The organism is Gilliamella bombicola (assembly GCF_900094945.1).
Lineage (GTDB): Bacteria > Pseudomonadota > Gammaproteobacteria > Enterobacterales > Orbaceae > Gilliamella > Gilliamella bombicola.
Genome location: NZ_FMAQ01000001.1, coordinates 99,844 through 116,492, shown reverse-complemented (window position 1 = coordinate 116,492; position 16,649 = coordinate 99,844). Strand labels below are relative to the sequence as shown.

The following is a 16,649-nucleotide window of genomic DNA, read 5'->3' as shown; positions in this document are numbered from 1 at the left end:
TACAAAGCAAGGGAGTGCTCATTATTAGAGCAGTCAGTTATAAAAAATCGAAATAAAACAAAAATTTACTTGACAGGATGATCGAAATGCGTTACCATTTATGGCATCTGGCATCTGGCATCTGGCCTGCCAAACCTACGCCCTAAAACTTTTTAATTTTCACCGTAGTCTAAATCAGACTCAATTCTTATTTTCATCAGCGAGGTCATTTCGCGTAGCGAAATCGGAGACGTTATCGGCAGGGTTATCGCCGAGGTCAAGGCGTTTACCTCTTCTATTTAAATTTTCAGGTTTACCAAGTTTACCAAGTTTATCAGGCTTATCAGGTTTACTCAGTTTACTTAGATTATTTAGATTCTCTAAATCGGCGTTGTTCTTCGTGGTATTGTTGTTGTCGTATTCACAGAGTTCTGTGGCATTAACGGCTTATACATCAAAATATATCGTGGGTAGTGCGCCATATTTAACATTCGACAATGGTCGAACAAAAGCCACATCAACGGATAAATTGTTGTCAATTCGGTTGCAGGATGGTCGGGTTATCACGCCGTCTAGTAATCCATCAAGTTCAACAAATCCAATCAGTTTGCCGTACGTTGGGAGTAATTTAAGTCATATAGAAATGATAGTCCCGTCATCGGTTAGTTCAGTGAGTATAAGTGATTTAATCACTAGGTATAATTATTGGCGAGATGATGATGGAGATGAGCCGGCTGTAAATGGTGTATCTGGGAATATATCGGTATCGTTTACGGATAAGGATGGCAATACAGTTAGTCGTAACGAAGCATTAAGTAAATGTAAGGCACCTTATAGGGTAAGATTAAGTAGTACAGGGGGATATTTACAGACCCAGTACGGGGTTCCTAATAGAACTAGTTTTAGTGGAGCTACGGTAGATTATTATATTAATCCGTATGGTAGTCCTGTTGTTTGTCACGCAAGGCCGAATTTGTTGTTGGGTGGTACAACTGGCATCGATTCTAGAGATAATCATCTCTACGCCGGCCCAGCTAGCATATGGAATCCTGATAAGGGTTTTTTAACTCAGTCAACTGATTCATCCTCTTACGACCGAAATTTTCCTACAACGGGTGCTGATGGGTTGTACTTTGACTTAGAGATGCCTGCAGGAGTGGATGGAAGTCAGTTGAGTTGGACAGTTAACGCAGTTGGTAGTATAAGGGCAGAGGTGAGTTGGGTAAAACCAAACAATAGTGATAGATGGATTATTAATAAATCAAGTTATGTAACACGGGTAACGTTGCATGGTCCTAGGGCTGATAGAACTCAGATGCGTTCAAGTAATCCTCGTCGGCTTACTCCGTCGCTATCTTTGCCACAGAGATTTGAGTTGGTCGGTAGGGATGGTCGAGGTAATGAGGTGAGGTATGGGTTTGTCTTAAAGCAGTGGTTCGTCAATCGGGGTGATAAACGGGGTACTCAGTCTAACCACTCATCTTGGTGTAGTAGTTTGGGTTATCGTCTTGCTAGGGGCAGCGATTTAACTAATGCGGTTTGTTCTGGTTGGAATTCTGGTTCATCTTGCGAAGGTTTTGTCGGCGCCACACCTAGTTCATCTAATAATGTTTACATGCGTCATATAGGTGCAGGTTTTTTCACGGAGTGGGGCTACATGGGCCACTACGCTGATGCGGGTTTCGTCGACGGCGGCTTCTGGGCAAGCGACGCTACAGGTAGCTATGGGTTCACTGTCTACTCGAACTCCGGCATCGTTGGTAGCGTCAGCGTTTCCGTCAGCGACTCTGCTGTTTGCACCGCACCTTAGTTTTTAGCGTTTATTCCTTAATCCTTGGGCCGCGGGGGCGGTTATGGTGCTTGAGAGGACAATCTAACAAAGAATAACGCCCCCGCGCAAGTTGGGGCATTCCCTTAGGGTTGCGCTGTTGCGGTTTAAATTTGTGGTCTATTTATAGTACGGCAAGGTTTCGGACGTTTTGACCTTTGGTGAATTAAATAGCTACAGTGACCACGTCCGAGCAAAGGGAATTAAAGCGAATTCCCTTTGCAATCCCACGCTTTGGCTACAGAATGTGGCCTGCGGCTGCCCTCCTCCGTCGCTCGGTCTTAACGCACCGTTTGTGGACGCGCTCCAAGCGCACCACAAACTCGCCAAACATCCCTGTTTGGCGTGTGCTAACCTCGCTCTGTTGTCGGCACATTCTGACGCCGGAACAAGACAAATAACATAATCTTAGGTGTTTTTTGTGAGTTGTTTTTGTGTAAAAAAGCAATGCAATTACATCCAAAAAGTGGTCAGGAAAGGTATTGATTTTATTGAAGTTTTTATTTTTGTATTTTCAAGGAAAATCAACCGCTTACAAAACCTAAGCAAAGCGTCGACATCCAACAAATCAACAAAACCACGAATAGCACCCTAATAACAGCAATTTAACCGCTCCAAACCCTTTTTTTAACGACAATTTAAAATTAAATAAAATCAATAAATTATAAAACGGCTTAAAAAAAGGGTTTTCAAAGATGAAATTGTTGTTTATCTTTATATAGCAAGATTTATCAAATCTTGAGCTCTACCTTAACGCCGTGTAGGCGGTTTAGAAATCCCCGTTAGGATATGTATCTGGATCTGTTTCCCTTAACGCCGTGTAGGCGGTTTAGAAATGTGGCGTTCCGTGCGTTACTGACGCCGTAATCCTTAACGCCGTGTAGGCGTTTAATTAAAATAAATCATATAATTATAAAAACATAATATCTTCCAAAAAAGATGGTTATGTTGTTTGTTTTATTCCGGCGTCAGAATGTGCCGACAACAGAGCGAGGTTAGCACGCCAAACAGGGATGTTTGGCGAGGCTATGCTTCGCCGGGAGCGAATCATAGCCGGTGCGTCAAGACCGAGCGGCGGCGGAGGGCAGCCGTAGGCCACATTCTGCAGCCAAGCGCGGGATTGCTAAGGGAATTCGCTTTAATTCCCTTAGCTCGGACGTGGTCACGATAGCTATTTTATCCACCCAAGGCCAAAACGTCCGAAACCTCTGAACCCAATTTATTCTATTCACCAAAACAAAAAAAAGCCTGATTTTCCGCCCAAAAATCAGTCAGAAAAGGTATTGATTTTATTAAAGTTTCTCTGGATGTTTTTTTAACAAAAAACCCCTTATAAAAACACAATAACCCATCCCAAAAACGATAGTTATGTTGTTTGTCCTATTCTGGCGTCAGAATGTGCGACAACAGAGCGAGGTTAGCACGCCAAACAGGGATGTTTGGCGAGGCTATGCTTCGCCTGGAGCGAATCATAGCCGGTGCGTTAAGACCGCGCGACGGCGGAGGGCAGCCGCAGGCCACATTCTGCAGCCAAGCGCGGGATTGCTAAGGGAATTCGCTTTAATTCCCTTAGCTCGGACGTGGTCACTATAGCTATTGTATTCACCAAAGGTCAAAACGTCCGAAACCACCGCACCTAATTTATTCTATTCCCCAAAACAAAAAAGGCCTGATTTCCCGCTCAAAAATCAGTCAGAAAAGGTATTGATTTTATTAAATTTTTTATTTGAATTTTTTCAAGAAAAAATCAACCATTTACACAACCTAAGCAAAGCGCCGACATACAGCTTTTACATTCAAACCAAGGTTGACATTATCATATATGTCATTATCAACAAAAACTAAGGAAAAGAAATATCGTACAGACTATGTCTCGAAAAGGAAATTGCATAGATAATGCTGTTATTGAGAATTTCTTTGGATTAAGTCTATTACTTAAATAAGTATGATACTATTGAGTAGTTAAAAGCGGATATTGAGGAATATATCCATTATTATAATCATAAAAGAATTAAATTAAACTTGGACAAAAAGAGTCCTGTTCAATATCGGGAGTATTATTTTCTAGCAGCTTAATTTTTTGTACAACTTTTGGGGTGTAGTTTAAAACATGGAGAACCCGTATGGCCTGAAGACTATTTAGGATCAATATCTCATAGTAATCAGCAAGCTATCTGTGCAAGTTAGCTCTTTATTTGTTAGAACAAGTGTAATTATTAGAACTTCAAAATCTAATAATTAAGTATAATACTTAATAGCTAACTAGAAGGATTTCCCTGTGTATGTAAAAAAAATAAGATTATTCATTGTATTAGCTACAAGTGATAGTTTTCGCGATGCCGCTGAGAAACTTAATATAACTCAACCAGCACTTACAAAACAAATTCAACTTCTTGAAGGAATATTCGGTTTTCAACTATTTCTGAGAGATAATCATGGTTGTTACCTGACTGATGAAGGTAAAATAATATATAAATACGCACTTAATTTAACCGATGAATTAGATAAATTCTTATGTATAGTAAAAAAAATAAAAACAGGTAGAACGGGTGTTTTGAATATCGGACATACATTTTCTTTTATAAATATATTACCAGAAATGATAAATCGATATACAGAACACCATCCAATGATAAAAATTCAAATCCATGAGTTGGATTCAGCAGAGCAGGAAAAAAGGCTATTATCTGGAGAGTTAGATATAGCTTTTATGGAAAAGCCTGTCAATAAACAAATAAAATATGAAGAGATAGGTACAGATCATTTATTAATTATATCCAATCCCAAAGACAACTTTCAGATTAATAATTTTAATGATATTAATCAAATTTTAGATAAAAATACTCTTTGTTTACCAAATTGTGATTCGCATTTTGAATTATCTCAAAAAATTTCGAAATTTCTTTCAAGAAACTCACTAAATTTTCCACAGGTATATTACACAAATAATGTTTATAATAGTATATCTATGTCTAATTTACATTCAAATGTAACGATATTACCTAATAGTTTAGTTCATAATATTAAATCAAAAATTAAATATCATGAACTCATGGGAAAAGGATCAAAATGGAAAATAGGAATGTCTTGGAATGAAGAAAGAGCAGGTGCTGATGCTCTTACTTTTATTAATGAGATGAAAAATAAATAAATTTATTTACACGGTAAAATATTTATTTTTTATACTAAAAAAAATCGATTACTTTGCTTCCACTTGTATTTAGCAAACATTATATTTTCGTATACTGAACTATATCTATGACAGCTTGCTAAAGTGTGAAAATGCAGATCAATGAGATGCATTATCGTCTCCGCTTGCATTTTCAACACCAAGTTTACCAGCATATAAAACTATAAAAATAGCTAATATCAACAAAATACACATCATGATTGGTAATACTCTTGCATCGAAAACATTTAGCAGCATTCCGCCACAAAAACCACCACCAGCTATTGCCAAATTCCAAAGTGATACAAGTAAAGACTGTGCAATATCAGCAGATTCTCCTGTTATTTTTGCTGATGCTGTTTGAAATAATGTTGCTCCACCGCCAAAAGCCAATCCCCATATTACAATTGAGACTAAGATTAAAGAATAAATGTTATCAAAAGCATAAAATAATAATCCGGAGATAGCAAAAAAACTGAGAGATAAAATAATCAACTTACGTAAATATTTGTCAATAAATATCCCGACAATAGCAATACTGATAATCGATGAAATACCAAAAATAAATAGAACAGCATCGACATTCATTTCATTTCCTGAAAGTTGTAAATATGGTGATATATAGGTGTAAAAAATATTATGACCAAAAGCGAAAATAAAATTTATTACTAAAATCGATTTTACATAAGGTATAGATAGTACAGAAAACATGGCATTCTTTTTCTTCGTTTTTAATGCTTCTAAATTAGGTAGTTTTAGGCATATCAAAATGACCAACAACAAAGAGATTATTGTAATTATATGAAAAGTTAATCTCCAACCGACTAACTGACCTATTAATGTGCCCAATGGAATACCTATAGATAAGGCTATCGGAACCCCTAGCATAACTATAGTTATTGCTCTTCCTTTTTTATCATCACTAACCATTCTTGTTGCGTAACCAGCCACCATTGCCCATAAAAGACCAGCAAAAAGACCTGCTAAAAATCTAGCTATTAATATCATAGTAAAAGACAGAAAATATGCAGTCATAAAATTAGTAATGCCAAAACCAAGTATAACTGTTACTAATAATTTTTTTCTATTCCAACTTTGTGTAGCAATTGTTAATGGGATAGCTGATAGTAGAGAACCTAATGCGTAAAGTGTCACTAATTGACCCGCTTGAGCTTCTGTAACACTTAGATCTTCACTTATTAACAGTAAAAAACCAGCAGGCAAAGCTTCTGTCATAATTGAAATAAACAGTGCTGTTGCTAAGGTAAGAAGGCTCAATGTGGGAAATGTATTATTTGTTCTTTCCATGTAATTCGCTCATATTATAAATTTGTTTGGGGTTAAATTGAATTTATTCATCAAAGCCATAGCTAACCATATCCTCCTTAGGATAAGGTTCTCCATGAATAACAAAATTAGCCATGCTTTTATCAATAAAGGCAATGTCCTTTGGACTTAATGTGATATTTACAACTTTAATATTTTCAATTAAATAACTTAACCTCCTTGTGCCAGGTATAGGAAAAATATTCTTAGATTTACTAAATAATTAGGTAAGTAATACACAATGAATTCATGCTAACAAATAATTTTATAGCTGTATAATTCCAATCATTTATTACATAATGAGAAATATTTATCACAATTAACTATCAATTTAGATAAGCTGAACCACACAAAATGTTAGATGCTTTTATTCAATAACTTGTCAATGAATGGTTTAGCGCCATAAGATGAGGATTAGTAAAAAGTATTTTTCGTGAATCCATAGAAGTCCATAAGTGTCCACTAGGAACTAGTCCAACAGGTTACCAAGCTGTTTTCGAACCTCGTTTCCCGCTCCAAATATTAATAGCGCATTTATTACTCATATTACTAAATCAAAATAAATCCTAAAAAAACTTTTCTATTTTGATTAGCCAAATGAAAAAACAAAAACTTAAATAAAATCAACACCTTTTCTGACTGATTTTTTACGTAAAATCAGGATTTTTGGAGTTGGTGAATAGAATAAATTGTGCAGTGGTTTCGGACGTTTTGACCTTGGGTGAACAAGATAGCCACAGTGATCACGTCCGAGCAAAGGGAATTAAAGCGAATTACCTTTGCAATTCCACGCTTTGGCTACCCGAAGCTGGAGCAATACAATTATATCCAAAAAGTGGTCAGAAAAAGTATTGATTTTATTAGAGTTTTTATTTTGCTGTTTTTTCTAAAAAAAACATCCCCTAAACAGTCTGCCCCTTATCAATCTTATAATCTAAATTAACACTACTTTTAACCTTCTCTCCATTCAACCTTTTTAACAATAACTCGATCGCAACTTTGCCAATCTCAAATCGTGGCGTGATGACGGTGGCGATTTTTTGGGGGTTAGCTCGGCCGATTTCTAAGCCGTGAAAGCCAGCAATGGCAATTTGTTCTGGTACGGGGATATTATAATTTAGGCATTCAAGCAGGACCCCAATTGCCATATCATCGTTAGTACATAAAACACCATCCATATCAGGGTATTTTTGAATGGCTTGGTGAAATAGGCTTTTGCCTAAGTCTATTGATGATATCGCATCAGGTATGATTTGGTGTGGCGTGAGTCCTGCTTGTTTCATGACTCGCTGATAGCCATGGTAGCGTTGAGTATCTCGAGCACTGGCGACTGAGTTAAAATAGATTATATTTTTTTTACCAGATTCAATCATTTGCAATGTCATATCATAGGCAGCTTGTTCGTTATCAAAGCCGACTTGGATGTCAAAAAAACTTTGGGTGATATCCATAAGTTCAACAACAGGAATGTTGGCTGTTTTTAGATATTGTAGGGTGGCTTCGGTGTGGTCCTTTTCCATCAAGACAAGTGCATCAATGTTGTATGATAGTAGATTAATGATTTTTTCTTCTTCTAGCTGTTTGTCATAATTGTAATTAGTGATGATTGTTTGGTAATGATGAGCTGATGCGACCGATTCAATTCCAGCAAGCACTTCGGTGAATATTTGATTTTTAAAAGACGGTATAACAATACCAATACAATGGCTGCGTGAACCAAGCATTATTTGGGGGGCAAGATTGGGGATGTATTGGATTTCTTTTAGTACTTTTGCTATTTTTTCTTGATTTTTTTCAGAGACTTGTTTTGGATCTCTTAGGTAGCGACTAATGGTCATTTTAGTCACGCCAGTTAAATTGGCAATATCTTGTAAACTAATGCGTTTATCTTTCATAACCTGTTATTTTAGAAGGGATGCCGGTTGAATGTGTGGCATTTTAACAGCAAAAACAAGAAAAGAAATAATATTCGTTACAATAAATAAGAAGACAATGTCTATTGTCTTCTTATTTTGGTTATATTATTAATTATTTTTAGGTGCTTTAACACTAGCCATTAAAATAACTGATAAAACTAAAGATACCCCCATAAAGATATATGATGCTCCCGCACTGCCAGTTACTGCATTGATAACACCAACTAACCAAGCACCAATAAATGCGCCCAGTGCCCCAAAGCTATTAATTAAGCCAATTGACACGCCAGATACATTGCTTGGTAATAGTTCAGGAATTAAGGCAAAGAAAGGTCCATAAGGTGCGTACATGCAACCTGCTGCAAGTGATAAAAGCACAAAACAGATCCAAAAATGTTCAGCTCCAAGCAAATAAGCAGTAAAAAATGCGATAGTTGCTATAAGTAATAATGGCCAAACAAACAGTTTGCGATTTTGTAGTTTGTCGGAATAGAAAGAGACCATTAACATCATAGCAATAGCAACAAAATAAGGAATGGCAGTAAACCAGCCAACAGATATGATGTCAACTTTACCTGCTGATTTGATGATTGATGGCATCCACATCATAAATCCATATACGCCAATACTCCACAATGCGTGCACTGCACAAAGTTTAATGACATTGCCTGAACGAAACGCTTCGCCATAGTTGCGCATGGGTTTGATGTTTTGTTGTTCTTTGTCCATAGCGGCTTGGAAATCCGCTTTTTCGACATCAGTTAGCCATTTAACTTCCGATGGCTTGTCGCGTACAAGGATCCACCAAATCACTGCCCATAATACAGCCGGTAACCCTTCAATGATGAACATTTCGCGCCAACCATAAAGGTCGATTAAGTGCGCAGATACAATTGACATCCATAATACGGTTACTGGATTACCTAAAACTAAGAACGTGTTGGCTTTTGAGCGTTCAGCTTTAGTAAACCATGTGCTGATGTAAATTAGCATTGATGGCATAACGGCTGCTTCAACAATACCGAGTACAAAACGGATCACCATAAGTGATGGAATATTACTGACCATTCCTGTCAATGCGGCACATAATCCCCATAGTATTAAACATACAAAAATGAGTTTGCGAACGCTTCGCCTAACTGCATAAATAGATCCAGGTACTTGGAAGAAGAAGTAACCAAGGAAAAAAAGTGCGCCAATTAATGAGGATGTGCTGGGGCTGATGTCTAAGTCTTTGTTAATCCCCGCAGCTGCGGCAAAGCCATAATTGGCACGGTCTAGATAGGCTAAACTATAAGTAATAAAAATGATTGGCATTAATCGCCACCAACGAGATGGCGCCAGTTTGTTTGTTATATTCATGCTCTTCTCGCTTTAAATAATAATAAAGTGATTTTGGCGACAATTTTTATCAACGTTTTTTGTTAATAACATTGATTTAATCTTCTTCAATTTGATGAACTAAAAATACAATTGCCGCGATATGTTTTTTTAAACTGCGGCTAACATTCCGCCATCAACATAAAGAATGTGTCCATTGACAAAGTTTGATGCCGCAGAGGATAAAAACACGGCAGAGCCAATGAGTTCTTCTGGTTTACCCCAGCGTGCCGCAGGTGTTCTTTGACATAGCCATTGGGTGAACTCTTTGTTTTCAACCAGTGCTTTACACATTTCAGTATCAAAATAGCCAGGTCCAATACCATTAACTTGAATGTTGTAACGAGCAAGCTCAACGCACATCCCTTTTACAAGCATTTTGACTGCGCCTTTTGATGCGGCATAAGGGGTAATGGTGTCGCGACCTAGTTCACTTTGCATTGAGCAAATATGAATGATTTTTCCTTGCTTACGCGTGATCATGTGTTTAGCCACTTGTTGTGAAACTAAAAAAACCGCTTTTTGGTTAACATTAATCACCGCGTCCCAATCTGCTTCAGGAAACTCAGTAAATGGATGACGACGTTGAATACCGGCGTTATTGATTAATATATCGATGGGGCCGATCTCTTTTTCGATACGATCAATGGCATTTTTGACCGAATCGTAATTGGTTACATCAAAACCGATGCCAACAGCATTGATGCCCTGTGATTTTAATTGGTTTGCTGCATTTTCAGCGCGTTCTTGGGTAATATCATTAATAACAATACTTGCCCCGTATTGACCTAAGCCTGTAGCAAGTAAATTACCAATACCTTGTGCTGACCCAGTAATTAAAGCGCGTTTTCCCTTTAGTTCGAATAAAGATTTCATTATTTTCTCCCTTTTATTTTAAATTGTTATGCATAACAGTTACGCGTAACAATATTATGGAAAAACAAAAAAAGAAAGCTAGTAATGCGTGATTTTCCATGAAAATGTTAATTCTGTGATCAACGTCAAATATTATGATTTACTCGTTTTGACCCTGTTTAATAAAATTTTTTAAAAAGTTAATACTAAACATCTACCCTTAATTTATATATAATGTCGACTTAACCATTTGAATTTAGATATCAACCTCGGAGCTTCCCTCATGCAGCAGTTTCGTCCTATCCGCCGTGCTTTACTTAGTGTGTCCGATAAAACCGGTATTTTAGAGTTTGCCAAAGCCTTATCAGAACGAAATGTGGAACTTCTTTCAACAGGGGGAACGGCAAAATTGTTAATGGAAAACCAGATACCGGTAACGGAAGTATCTGACTATACCGGATTTCCTGAAATGATGGATGGGCGAGTTAAAACGTTACATCCCAAAATTCATGGCGCCATTTTAGGGCGACGAGGGATTGATGATGATGTGATGCAACAACATCAAATTACGCCAATCGATATGGTGGTTGTCAATCTTTACCCATTTGCTCAAACGGTTGCTAAAGCCAATTGTACGTTAGAAGACGCCGTTGAAAATATTGATATTGGTGGCCCAACGATGGTGCGATCTGCTGCTAAAAATCATAAAGATGTTGCCATTGTGGTTGATTGTGGTGATTATGCCAATATCATTAACATGATGGATGATAACCAAAATTCCCTTTCTTTTGAATATCGTTTTAACCTTGCTATTAAAGCCTTTGAACACACGGCTAAATATGACGGCATGATTGCCAACTACTTTGGGCAATTAGTACCTCCTTATATGGGCGAAACCAATGAACCATCGGGCGAGTTTCCTAGAACGTTAAATCTACAATTCATTAAAAAACAGAATATGCGTTACGGCGAAAACGCCCATCAGCAAGCGGCTTTTTATGTTGAGCAAGATGTCAAAGAAGCCTCGATTGCAACGGCAAAGCAACTGCAAGGTAAAGCGCTTTCTTATAATAATATTGCTGATACTGACGCTGCACTTGAATGCGTAAAATCATTTGACGAGCCCGCTTGTGTGATTGTAAAACATGCCAACCCCTGTGGTGTTGCCGTTAGCGATAACATTTTAAACGCTTATGAAAAAGCCTTTAAAACCGACCCCACTTCAGCTTTTGGTGGCATTATTGCGTTTAATAGAGAGTTAGATGCTAAAACCGCCCAAGCGATTGTTGATAAACAATTTGTTGAAGTGATTATTGCACCTTCAGTTAGTCAAGAAGCGCTGATCATCATTCAAGCTAAAAAAAATGTGCGCGTGCTTGAATGTGGCGAATGGTCAACATCAGCGTCAGCAAGTTTAGATTTTAAACGTGTCAATGGCGGTTTGTTAGTGCAAGATCGTGATTTAGGCATGATATCACCAGATGCATTAACGGTAGTCACCAAGCGTAAGCCAACCGACCAAGAGCTTTCTGATGCGCTATTTTGTTGGAAAGTGGCTAAATTTGTTAAATCCAATGCCATTGTTTATGCAAAAGATAACATGACAATTGGTATTGGTGCAGGGCAAATGAGCCGAGTTTATTCCGCAAAAATAGCAGGCATTAAAGCGCAAGACGAAAATTTAAACGTTGCAGGTTCTGTTGTTGCATCAGATGCATTTTTCCCATTTAGAGATGGGGTCGATGCCGCTGCCGCAGCAGGGGTGACTTGTGTAATTCAACCCGGTGGATCGATTCGCGATGACGAAGTGATCCAAGCGGCCAATGAACACAATATTGCAATGATATTTACGCATATGCGCCATTTTAGGCACTAATTTTAGACCTTAATAGGGCGACCTTGTTTATTATTAAAAAGACATCATTAAAGGATCTTTTATGAAAGTTTTAGTCATTGGTAATGGTGGGCGCGAACATGCACTTGCTTGGAAAGTCGCACAATCACCATTGGTTTCTAAAGTCTTTGTTGCACCAGGCAATGCCGGTACTTCTCTAGAGCCTAGCTTAGAAAATATCAACATCAAAGCTACCGACGTAAGTGGTCTGCTTAGCTTTGCTCAGCAAGAACAAATCGATTTAACTATAGTGGGACCTGAAGCCCCGTTAGTAATTGGTATTGTTGATAGCTTCCAAAAAGCGGGATTAAAAATCTTTGGACCAACTAAAGCCGCTGCACAACTTGAAGGGTCAAAAGCCTTTACTAAAGACTTCTTAGCTCGCCACAAAATTCCTACTGCAGAATATCAAAACTTTACCGAAGTCGCTCCAGCCATTGCCTATATTCGTGAAAAGGGCGCACCGATTGTGATTAAGGCTGATGGGCTAGCCGCTGGTAAAGGGGTGATTGTTGCCATGACAGTGGAAGAAGCTGAAGATGCTGTGCGTGATATGTTAGCCGGTAATGCCTTTGGTGATGCCGGTCACCGAGTCGTGATTGAAGAGTTTCTAGATGGCGAAGAGGCCAGCTTTATTGTCATGGTGGATGGCAAACATGTAGAGCCCATGGCAACTAGCCAAGACCATAAACGTGTTGGCGACGGTGATACAGGCTTAAATACTGGTGGTATGGGGGCATATTCGCCAGCACCAGTGGTGACTGAGGTTGTTTTTAAACGAATAATGGATGAAATCATCTACCCAACGGTCAATGGTATGGCACAAGAAGGCAATGTTTATGTTGGCTTTTTATATGCGGGTGTAATGATTGATAAAGAAGGTAATCCAAAAGTTATTGAGTTTAATTGCCGATTTGGCGATCCCGAAACACAGCCAATAATGATGCGAATGCAATCGGATCTGGCTGAACTTTGCCTTGCAGCGGTGGATGGGAAATTAGATACCGTCAAATCAAAATGGGATCCAAGACCTGCATTAGGTGTAGTCCTAGCAGCCGGCGGTTACCCGGGTGAGTATAATACCCAAGACGTTATCCTTGGACTGCCTGCCGAATCAAGTGATGATTGCAAAATCTTCCACGCAGGTACTAGTCTAGAAAAAGGTCGCGTTTACACCAATGGCGGACGTGTGTTGTGCGTAACAGCACTTGGCAACACCGTACTTGAAGCGCAACAGCGTGCTTATGAGCACATCAAAGGTATTTATTGGCATGGTTGTTTTTATCGCCATGATATTGGTTATCGTGCGATTGAGAGGGAAAAAAACTGCCACAAATCTTAATTTATAAAATAAGGATATTTGCATGGCTATTGAAATATGGATTAGCTATTACTTTTTTTCCATTGTTGGGTGTTTTATTCGGCACTATTTTTCGGAATATATTGCAATGGACTATGATAATGATAAAACTTTAAATCGTAAACGACGTTTAGCTCTTCTTTATTTTTATTTTATTTTATTTTTTTATATAGCCTGTTTATGATAAGTCAGCCAGGAGAAGGGCTTTTTTTAGAACTTATTTTTTTCTGGTCGGCTGTTTTAATTTTTATATTGTATGTATTTTTTATTAGTTTTCTTGAAACCCCACGTAGATACATAAAAAAGAAAAAATGGAAATGATTAATTGAATTTAAATAAGGATAAAATTAATTTTATCCTTATTTATGCAAAGAACTTGTCAATCATAACCCTCAAAACATTAACAACTCTTTGACGCTTGTTTATAAATTGAATCTTCATTTTAAGTTATAGCACTCTATGTTATGCTAGCGCTAATATTAGTCACAGGATATCCCTTATGATAAAAGATCCATTTTTTGACCGCGAAGCCGAGAAGTACGATTCCCCCATTGCTAGCCGTGAGCTTATTTTAGATTACCTTAAACAAGAAGCAAAACCAGCAAGTTTAGAAAAAATTGCCCAAGCTGTCGACATTAAAAATGAAGAGCAAAAAGTGGCATTGCACCGTCGTTTGCGCGCAATGGAGCGTGATGGGCAAGTGGTGTTTACGCGTCGCAAATGTTATGCCTTGCCCGAAAAGTTTGACATGGTCAAAGGTAAGGTTATTGCCCACCGTGATGGCTTTGGCTTTTTGCGGGTAGAGGGGAACCCTGAGGACTATTTTTTAGCACCTGAGCAGATGAAAAAGGTGTTACAAGGTGATGTGATTTTAGCCCAGCCTATCGGTACACAATATCGTGGTAAAACCGAAGCTAGGGTAGTGCGAATTTTAGAGCCGCGTAGTAATCAAATTGTTGGTCGTTATTTTATCGAGCAAGGTGTTGGTTTTGTGGTGCCTGATGATAGCCGTTTGAACTTTGATATTTTAATAACGGGTAAACCTGATCGCACCGTACGTATGGGATCGGTTGTGGTAGTTGAGCTACAACAGCGACCAGAGCGTCGCCAAAAAGCGGTGGGTGTGATTAAAGAAGTCCTTGGCGAAATGATGGGGACGAATTTAGCTATTGATATTGCCCTGCGTAATCACGAAATCCCTTATGAATTACCTCAAGCGGTTGAAGCCGAAGTTAGTAAATTTACCGATCAAGTGCCCGAAAGTGCCAAAAAAGGTCGTAAAGACTTACGCAATTTACCTTTAGTTACCATCGATGGTGAAGATGCGCGTGATTTTGATGATGCGGTCTATTGTCAAAAAAATCGTGGTGGTGGCTATCGTTTGTGGGTGGCTATTGCCGATGTGAGTTATTATGTTCGGCCGGGCAAAGCGTTAGATAAAGAGGCTTGTTTGCGTGGTACGTCGGTTTACTTTCCTTCACGAGTTGTGCCTATGTTGCCCGAGGTTTTATCTAATGGACTATGTTCGTTAAATCCGCAAGTGGATCGTTTGTGTTTGGTTTGTGAAATGACGGTGTCTAATCGAGGCCGTTTGACAGGATACGAGTTTTACGAAGCGGTGATGAATTCGCATGCTCGGTTAACGTATACCAAAGTGGCTAAAATTTTAGAGGGTGATGAGGAACTTTGTGAGCATTACCATGATTTGGTTCCTCATCTTGAGAACCTCTACGGGCTTTATAGTGTGCTTGATAAAGCCCGTGTTGCCCGTGGGGCAATAGGGTTTGAATCAGAAGAGCCTAAATTTATCTTTAATGCCGATAAGCGTATTGAAAGCGTCGAGCTTGCACAGCGGAATGCGGCTCATAAAATCATCGAGGAGTGCATGATTTTAGCCAATGTGGCTGCGGCAAAATTAGTGATTAAGGCTGATATTCCTTCATTATTCCGTGTGCATGATAGACCCGATGAAGATCGCATAAATAATCTGCGTAGCATTTTAAGCGAACTAGGATTGTCGCTTGGTGGTGGAGCTAATGTTAAACCTAAAGATATTGCCGAATTAATGACGGTGGTTGAAACGCGTCCTGATCATGATATGTTGCAAACCGTTATTTTGCGTTCAATGAAGCAAGCCATTTATGATCCTGAAAATCGAGGTCATTTTGGTTTGGCGCTTGAGGAATATGGACATTTTACTTCGCCAATTCGTCGTTATCCTGATTTACTTTTGCACCGTGCTATTAAATGGATTTTAGCCGATGAACAACAAAAGACTAGTAAGACTGGCGGGTACCGTTATAATACAAGCGAAATGCTCTATTTTGGCGAGCACTGTTCTATGACTGAACGACGTGCCGACGAAGCTGTGCGTGATGTGGTTGATTGGCTAAAATGTGATTATATGCAAGATCATGTAGGCGAGGTTTTTAACGGTACGATTTCAAGCGTAGTTAATTTTGGCTTCTTTGTGCGGTTAGACGATCTATTTATTGATGGTTTAGTGCATGTGTCATCGCTTGAAAATGATTATTATACTTTTGATGGTTCGCGTAATCGCTTAATTGGTGATAATACCCGCTTTACTTATCGTTTAGGCGATAAAGTGCAAGTAAAAGTGGATAATGTTAATCCAGAAGAACGTAAAATTGATTTTTCACTGGTTGGCAGTAATAATAAGCCGAAACGTCAAGGTAAAACAGCAAAAGAGAAGTCTAAACAATCCCAAACCGATCAGTATGCTGATTTGCCGCTTAAGCGAAAAGGTAAAAAATCAACTAGCGAAAGTAGTGCTAAGCCAAGTACTAAAAAAAAGGCTAAACCGAGTGCGAAATCAAGCACGAAAATTGAAGCGAAAGCTAAAAGTAAAAAACGTAACAAATCGAAACCAAAATCAGTCAATAAAACCAAATTAGTTAATAAAACAAAAGAGTAGCAGATAA

Annotated in this window: 10 protein-coding genes and 1 pseudogene; 7 read left to right on the top strand and 4 right to left on the bottom strand. The window is 38.5% G+C overall.

The window, feature by feature from the left end:
• Window positions 1–100 precede the first annotated feature (100 nt).
• From GA0061081_RS00545 to GA0061081_RS00535, 4 genes and pseudogenes are all read left to right on the top strand, one after another.
• On the top strand, window positions 101–1,789 hold the full coding sequence (locus tag GA0061081_RS00545; RefSeq protein WP_141683303.1) for a hypothetical protein: 1,689 nt from the start codon (window positions 101–103) through the stop codon (window positions 1,787–1,789).
• A 1,805-nt stretch (window positions 1,790–3,594) separates the two neighbouring features.
• Window positions 3,595–3,883: pseudogene (locus GA0061081_RS11240) on the top strand (IS3 family transposase); the annotation flags it as partial.
• A 15-nt stretch (window positions 3,884–3,898) separates the two neighbouring features.
• A complete protein-coding gene (locus GA0061081_RS11235) occupies window positions 3,899–3,994 on the top strand; it encodes a hypothetical protein (RefSeq protein WP_160404082.1) in 96 nt (31 codons plus the stop codon).
• A 91-nt stretch (window positions 3,995–4,085) separates the two neighbouring features.
• A complete protein-coding gene (locus GA0061081_RS00535; protein ID WP_091346092.1) occupies window positions 4,086–4,958 on the top strand; it encodes a LysR family transcriptional regulator in 873 nt (290 codons plus the stop codon).
• Window positions 4,959–5,096: 138 nt separating this feature from the next.
• Here GA0061081_RS00535 and GA0061081_RS00530 read toward each other — a convergent pair whose 3' ends face one another.
• From GA0061081_RS00530 to idnO, 4 genes are all read right to left on the bottom strand, one after another.
• A complete protein-coding gene (locus tag GA0061081_RS00530) occupies window positions 5,097–6,284 on the bottom strand; it encodes an MFS transporter (protein ID WP_091346091.1) in 1,188 nt (395 codons plus the stop codon).
• 920 nt (window positions 6,285–7,204) lie between these two features.
• The gene (idnR, locus tag GA0061081_RS00520) at window positions 7,205–8,197 is read right to left on the bottom strand and encodes a DNA-binding transcriptional regulator IdnR (protein WP_091346086.1); all 993 of its coding nucleotides are present in this window, start codon (window positions 8,195–8,197) and stop codon (window positions 7,205–7,207) included.
• A gap of 129 nt (window positions 8,198–8,326) precedes the next feature.
• Complete coding sequence (locus GA0061081_RS00515) at window positions 8,327–9,580, bottom strand: MFS transporter (RefSeq protein ID WP_091346084.1); 1,254 nt, start codon at window positions 9,578–9,580, stop codon at window positions 8,327–8,329.
• Between the two features lie 129 nt (window positions 9,581–9,709).
• Window positions 9,710–10,474, bottom strand: a complete 765-nt coding sequence (gene idnO / locus GA0061081_RS00510) for a gluconate 5-dehydrogenase (protein ID WP_091346082.1) — start codon at window positions 10,472–10,474, stop codon at window positions 9,710–9,712.
• A gap of 262 nt (window positions 10,475–10,736) precedes the next feature.
• Between idnO and purH the strand changes: the two genes are divergently transcribed.
• From purH to rnr, 3 genes are all read left to right on the top strand, one after another.
• Window positions 10,737–12,329: a bifunctional phosphoribosylaminoimidazolecarboxamide formyltransferase/IMP cyclohydrolase gene (purH, locus tag GA0061081_RS00505; RefSeq protein ID WP_091346080.1), complete on the top strand. Its 1,593-nt coding sequence runs from the start codon at window positions 10,737–10,739 to the stop codon at window positions 12,327–12,329.
• A 61-nt stretch (window positions 12,330–12,390) separates the two neighbouring features.
• Window positions 12,391–13,689 (top strand): phosphoribosylamine--glycine ligase, encoded by a 1,299-nt coding sequence (purD, locus tag GA0061081_RS00500; RefSeq protein ID WP_091346078.1) that lies wholly within the window; start codon window positions 12,391–12,393, stop codon window positions 13,687–13,689.
• A 517-nt stretch (window positions 13,690–14,206) separates the two neighbouring features.
• Window positions 14,207–16,642 (top strand): ribonuclease R, encoded by a 2,436-nt coding sequence (gene rnr, locus GA0061081_RS00490; protein WP_091346074.1) that lies wholly within the window; start codon window positions 14,207–14,209, stop codon window positions 16,640–16,642.
• The last annotated feature ends 7 nt before the right edge of the window (window positions 16,643–16,649 follow it).

What these genes read in the sequence shown, in the direction of transcription:
- GA0061081_RS00530 (WP_091346091.1), bottom strand. Translation starts at nt 6,284, where the DNA reads ATGGAAAGAACAAATAATACATTTCCCACATTGAGCCTTCTTACCTTA.
- idnR (WP_091346086.1), bottom strand. Translation starts at nt 8,197, where the DNA reads ATGAAAGATAAACGCATTAGTTTACAAGATATTGCCAATTTAACTGGC.
- GA0061081_RS00515 (WP_091346084.1), bottom strand. Translation starts at nt 9,580, where the DNA reads ATGAATATAACAAACAAACTGGCGCCATCTCGTTGGTGGCGATTAATG.
- GA0061081_RS00545 (WP_141683303.1), top strand. Translation starts at nt 101, where the DNA reads ATGGCATCTGGCATCTGGCATCTGGCCTGCCAAACCTACGCCCTAAAA.
- purH (WP_091346080.1), top strand. Translation starts at nt 10,737, where the DNA reads ATGCAGCAGTTTCGTCCTATCCGCCGTGCTTTACTTAGTGTGTCCGAT.
- idnO (WP_091346082.1), bottom strand. Translation starts at nt 10,474, where the DNA reads ATGAAATCTTTATTCGAACTAAAGGGAAAACGCGCTTTAATTACTGGG.
- purD (WP_091346078.1), top strand. Translation starts at nt 12,391, where the DNA reads ATGAAAGTTTTAGTCATTGGTAATGGTGGGCGCGAACATGCACTTGCT.
- rnr (WP_091346074.1), top strand. Translation starts at nt 14,207, where the DNA reads ATGATAAAAGATCCATTTTTTGACCGCGAAGCCGAGAAGTACGATTCC.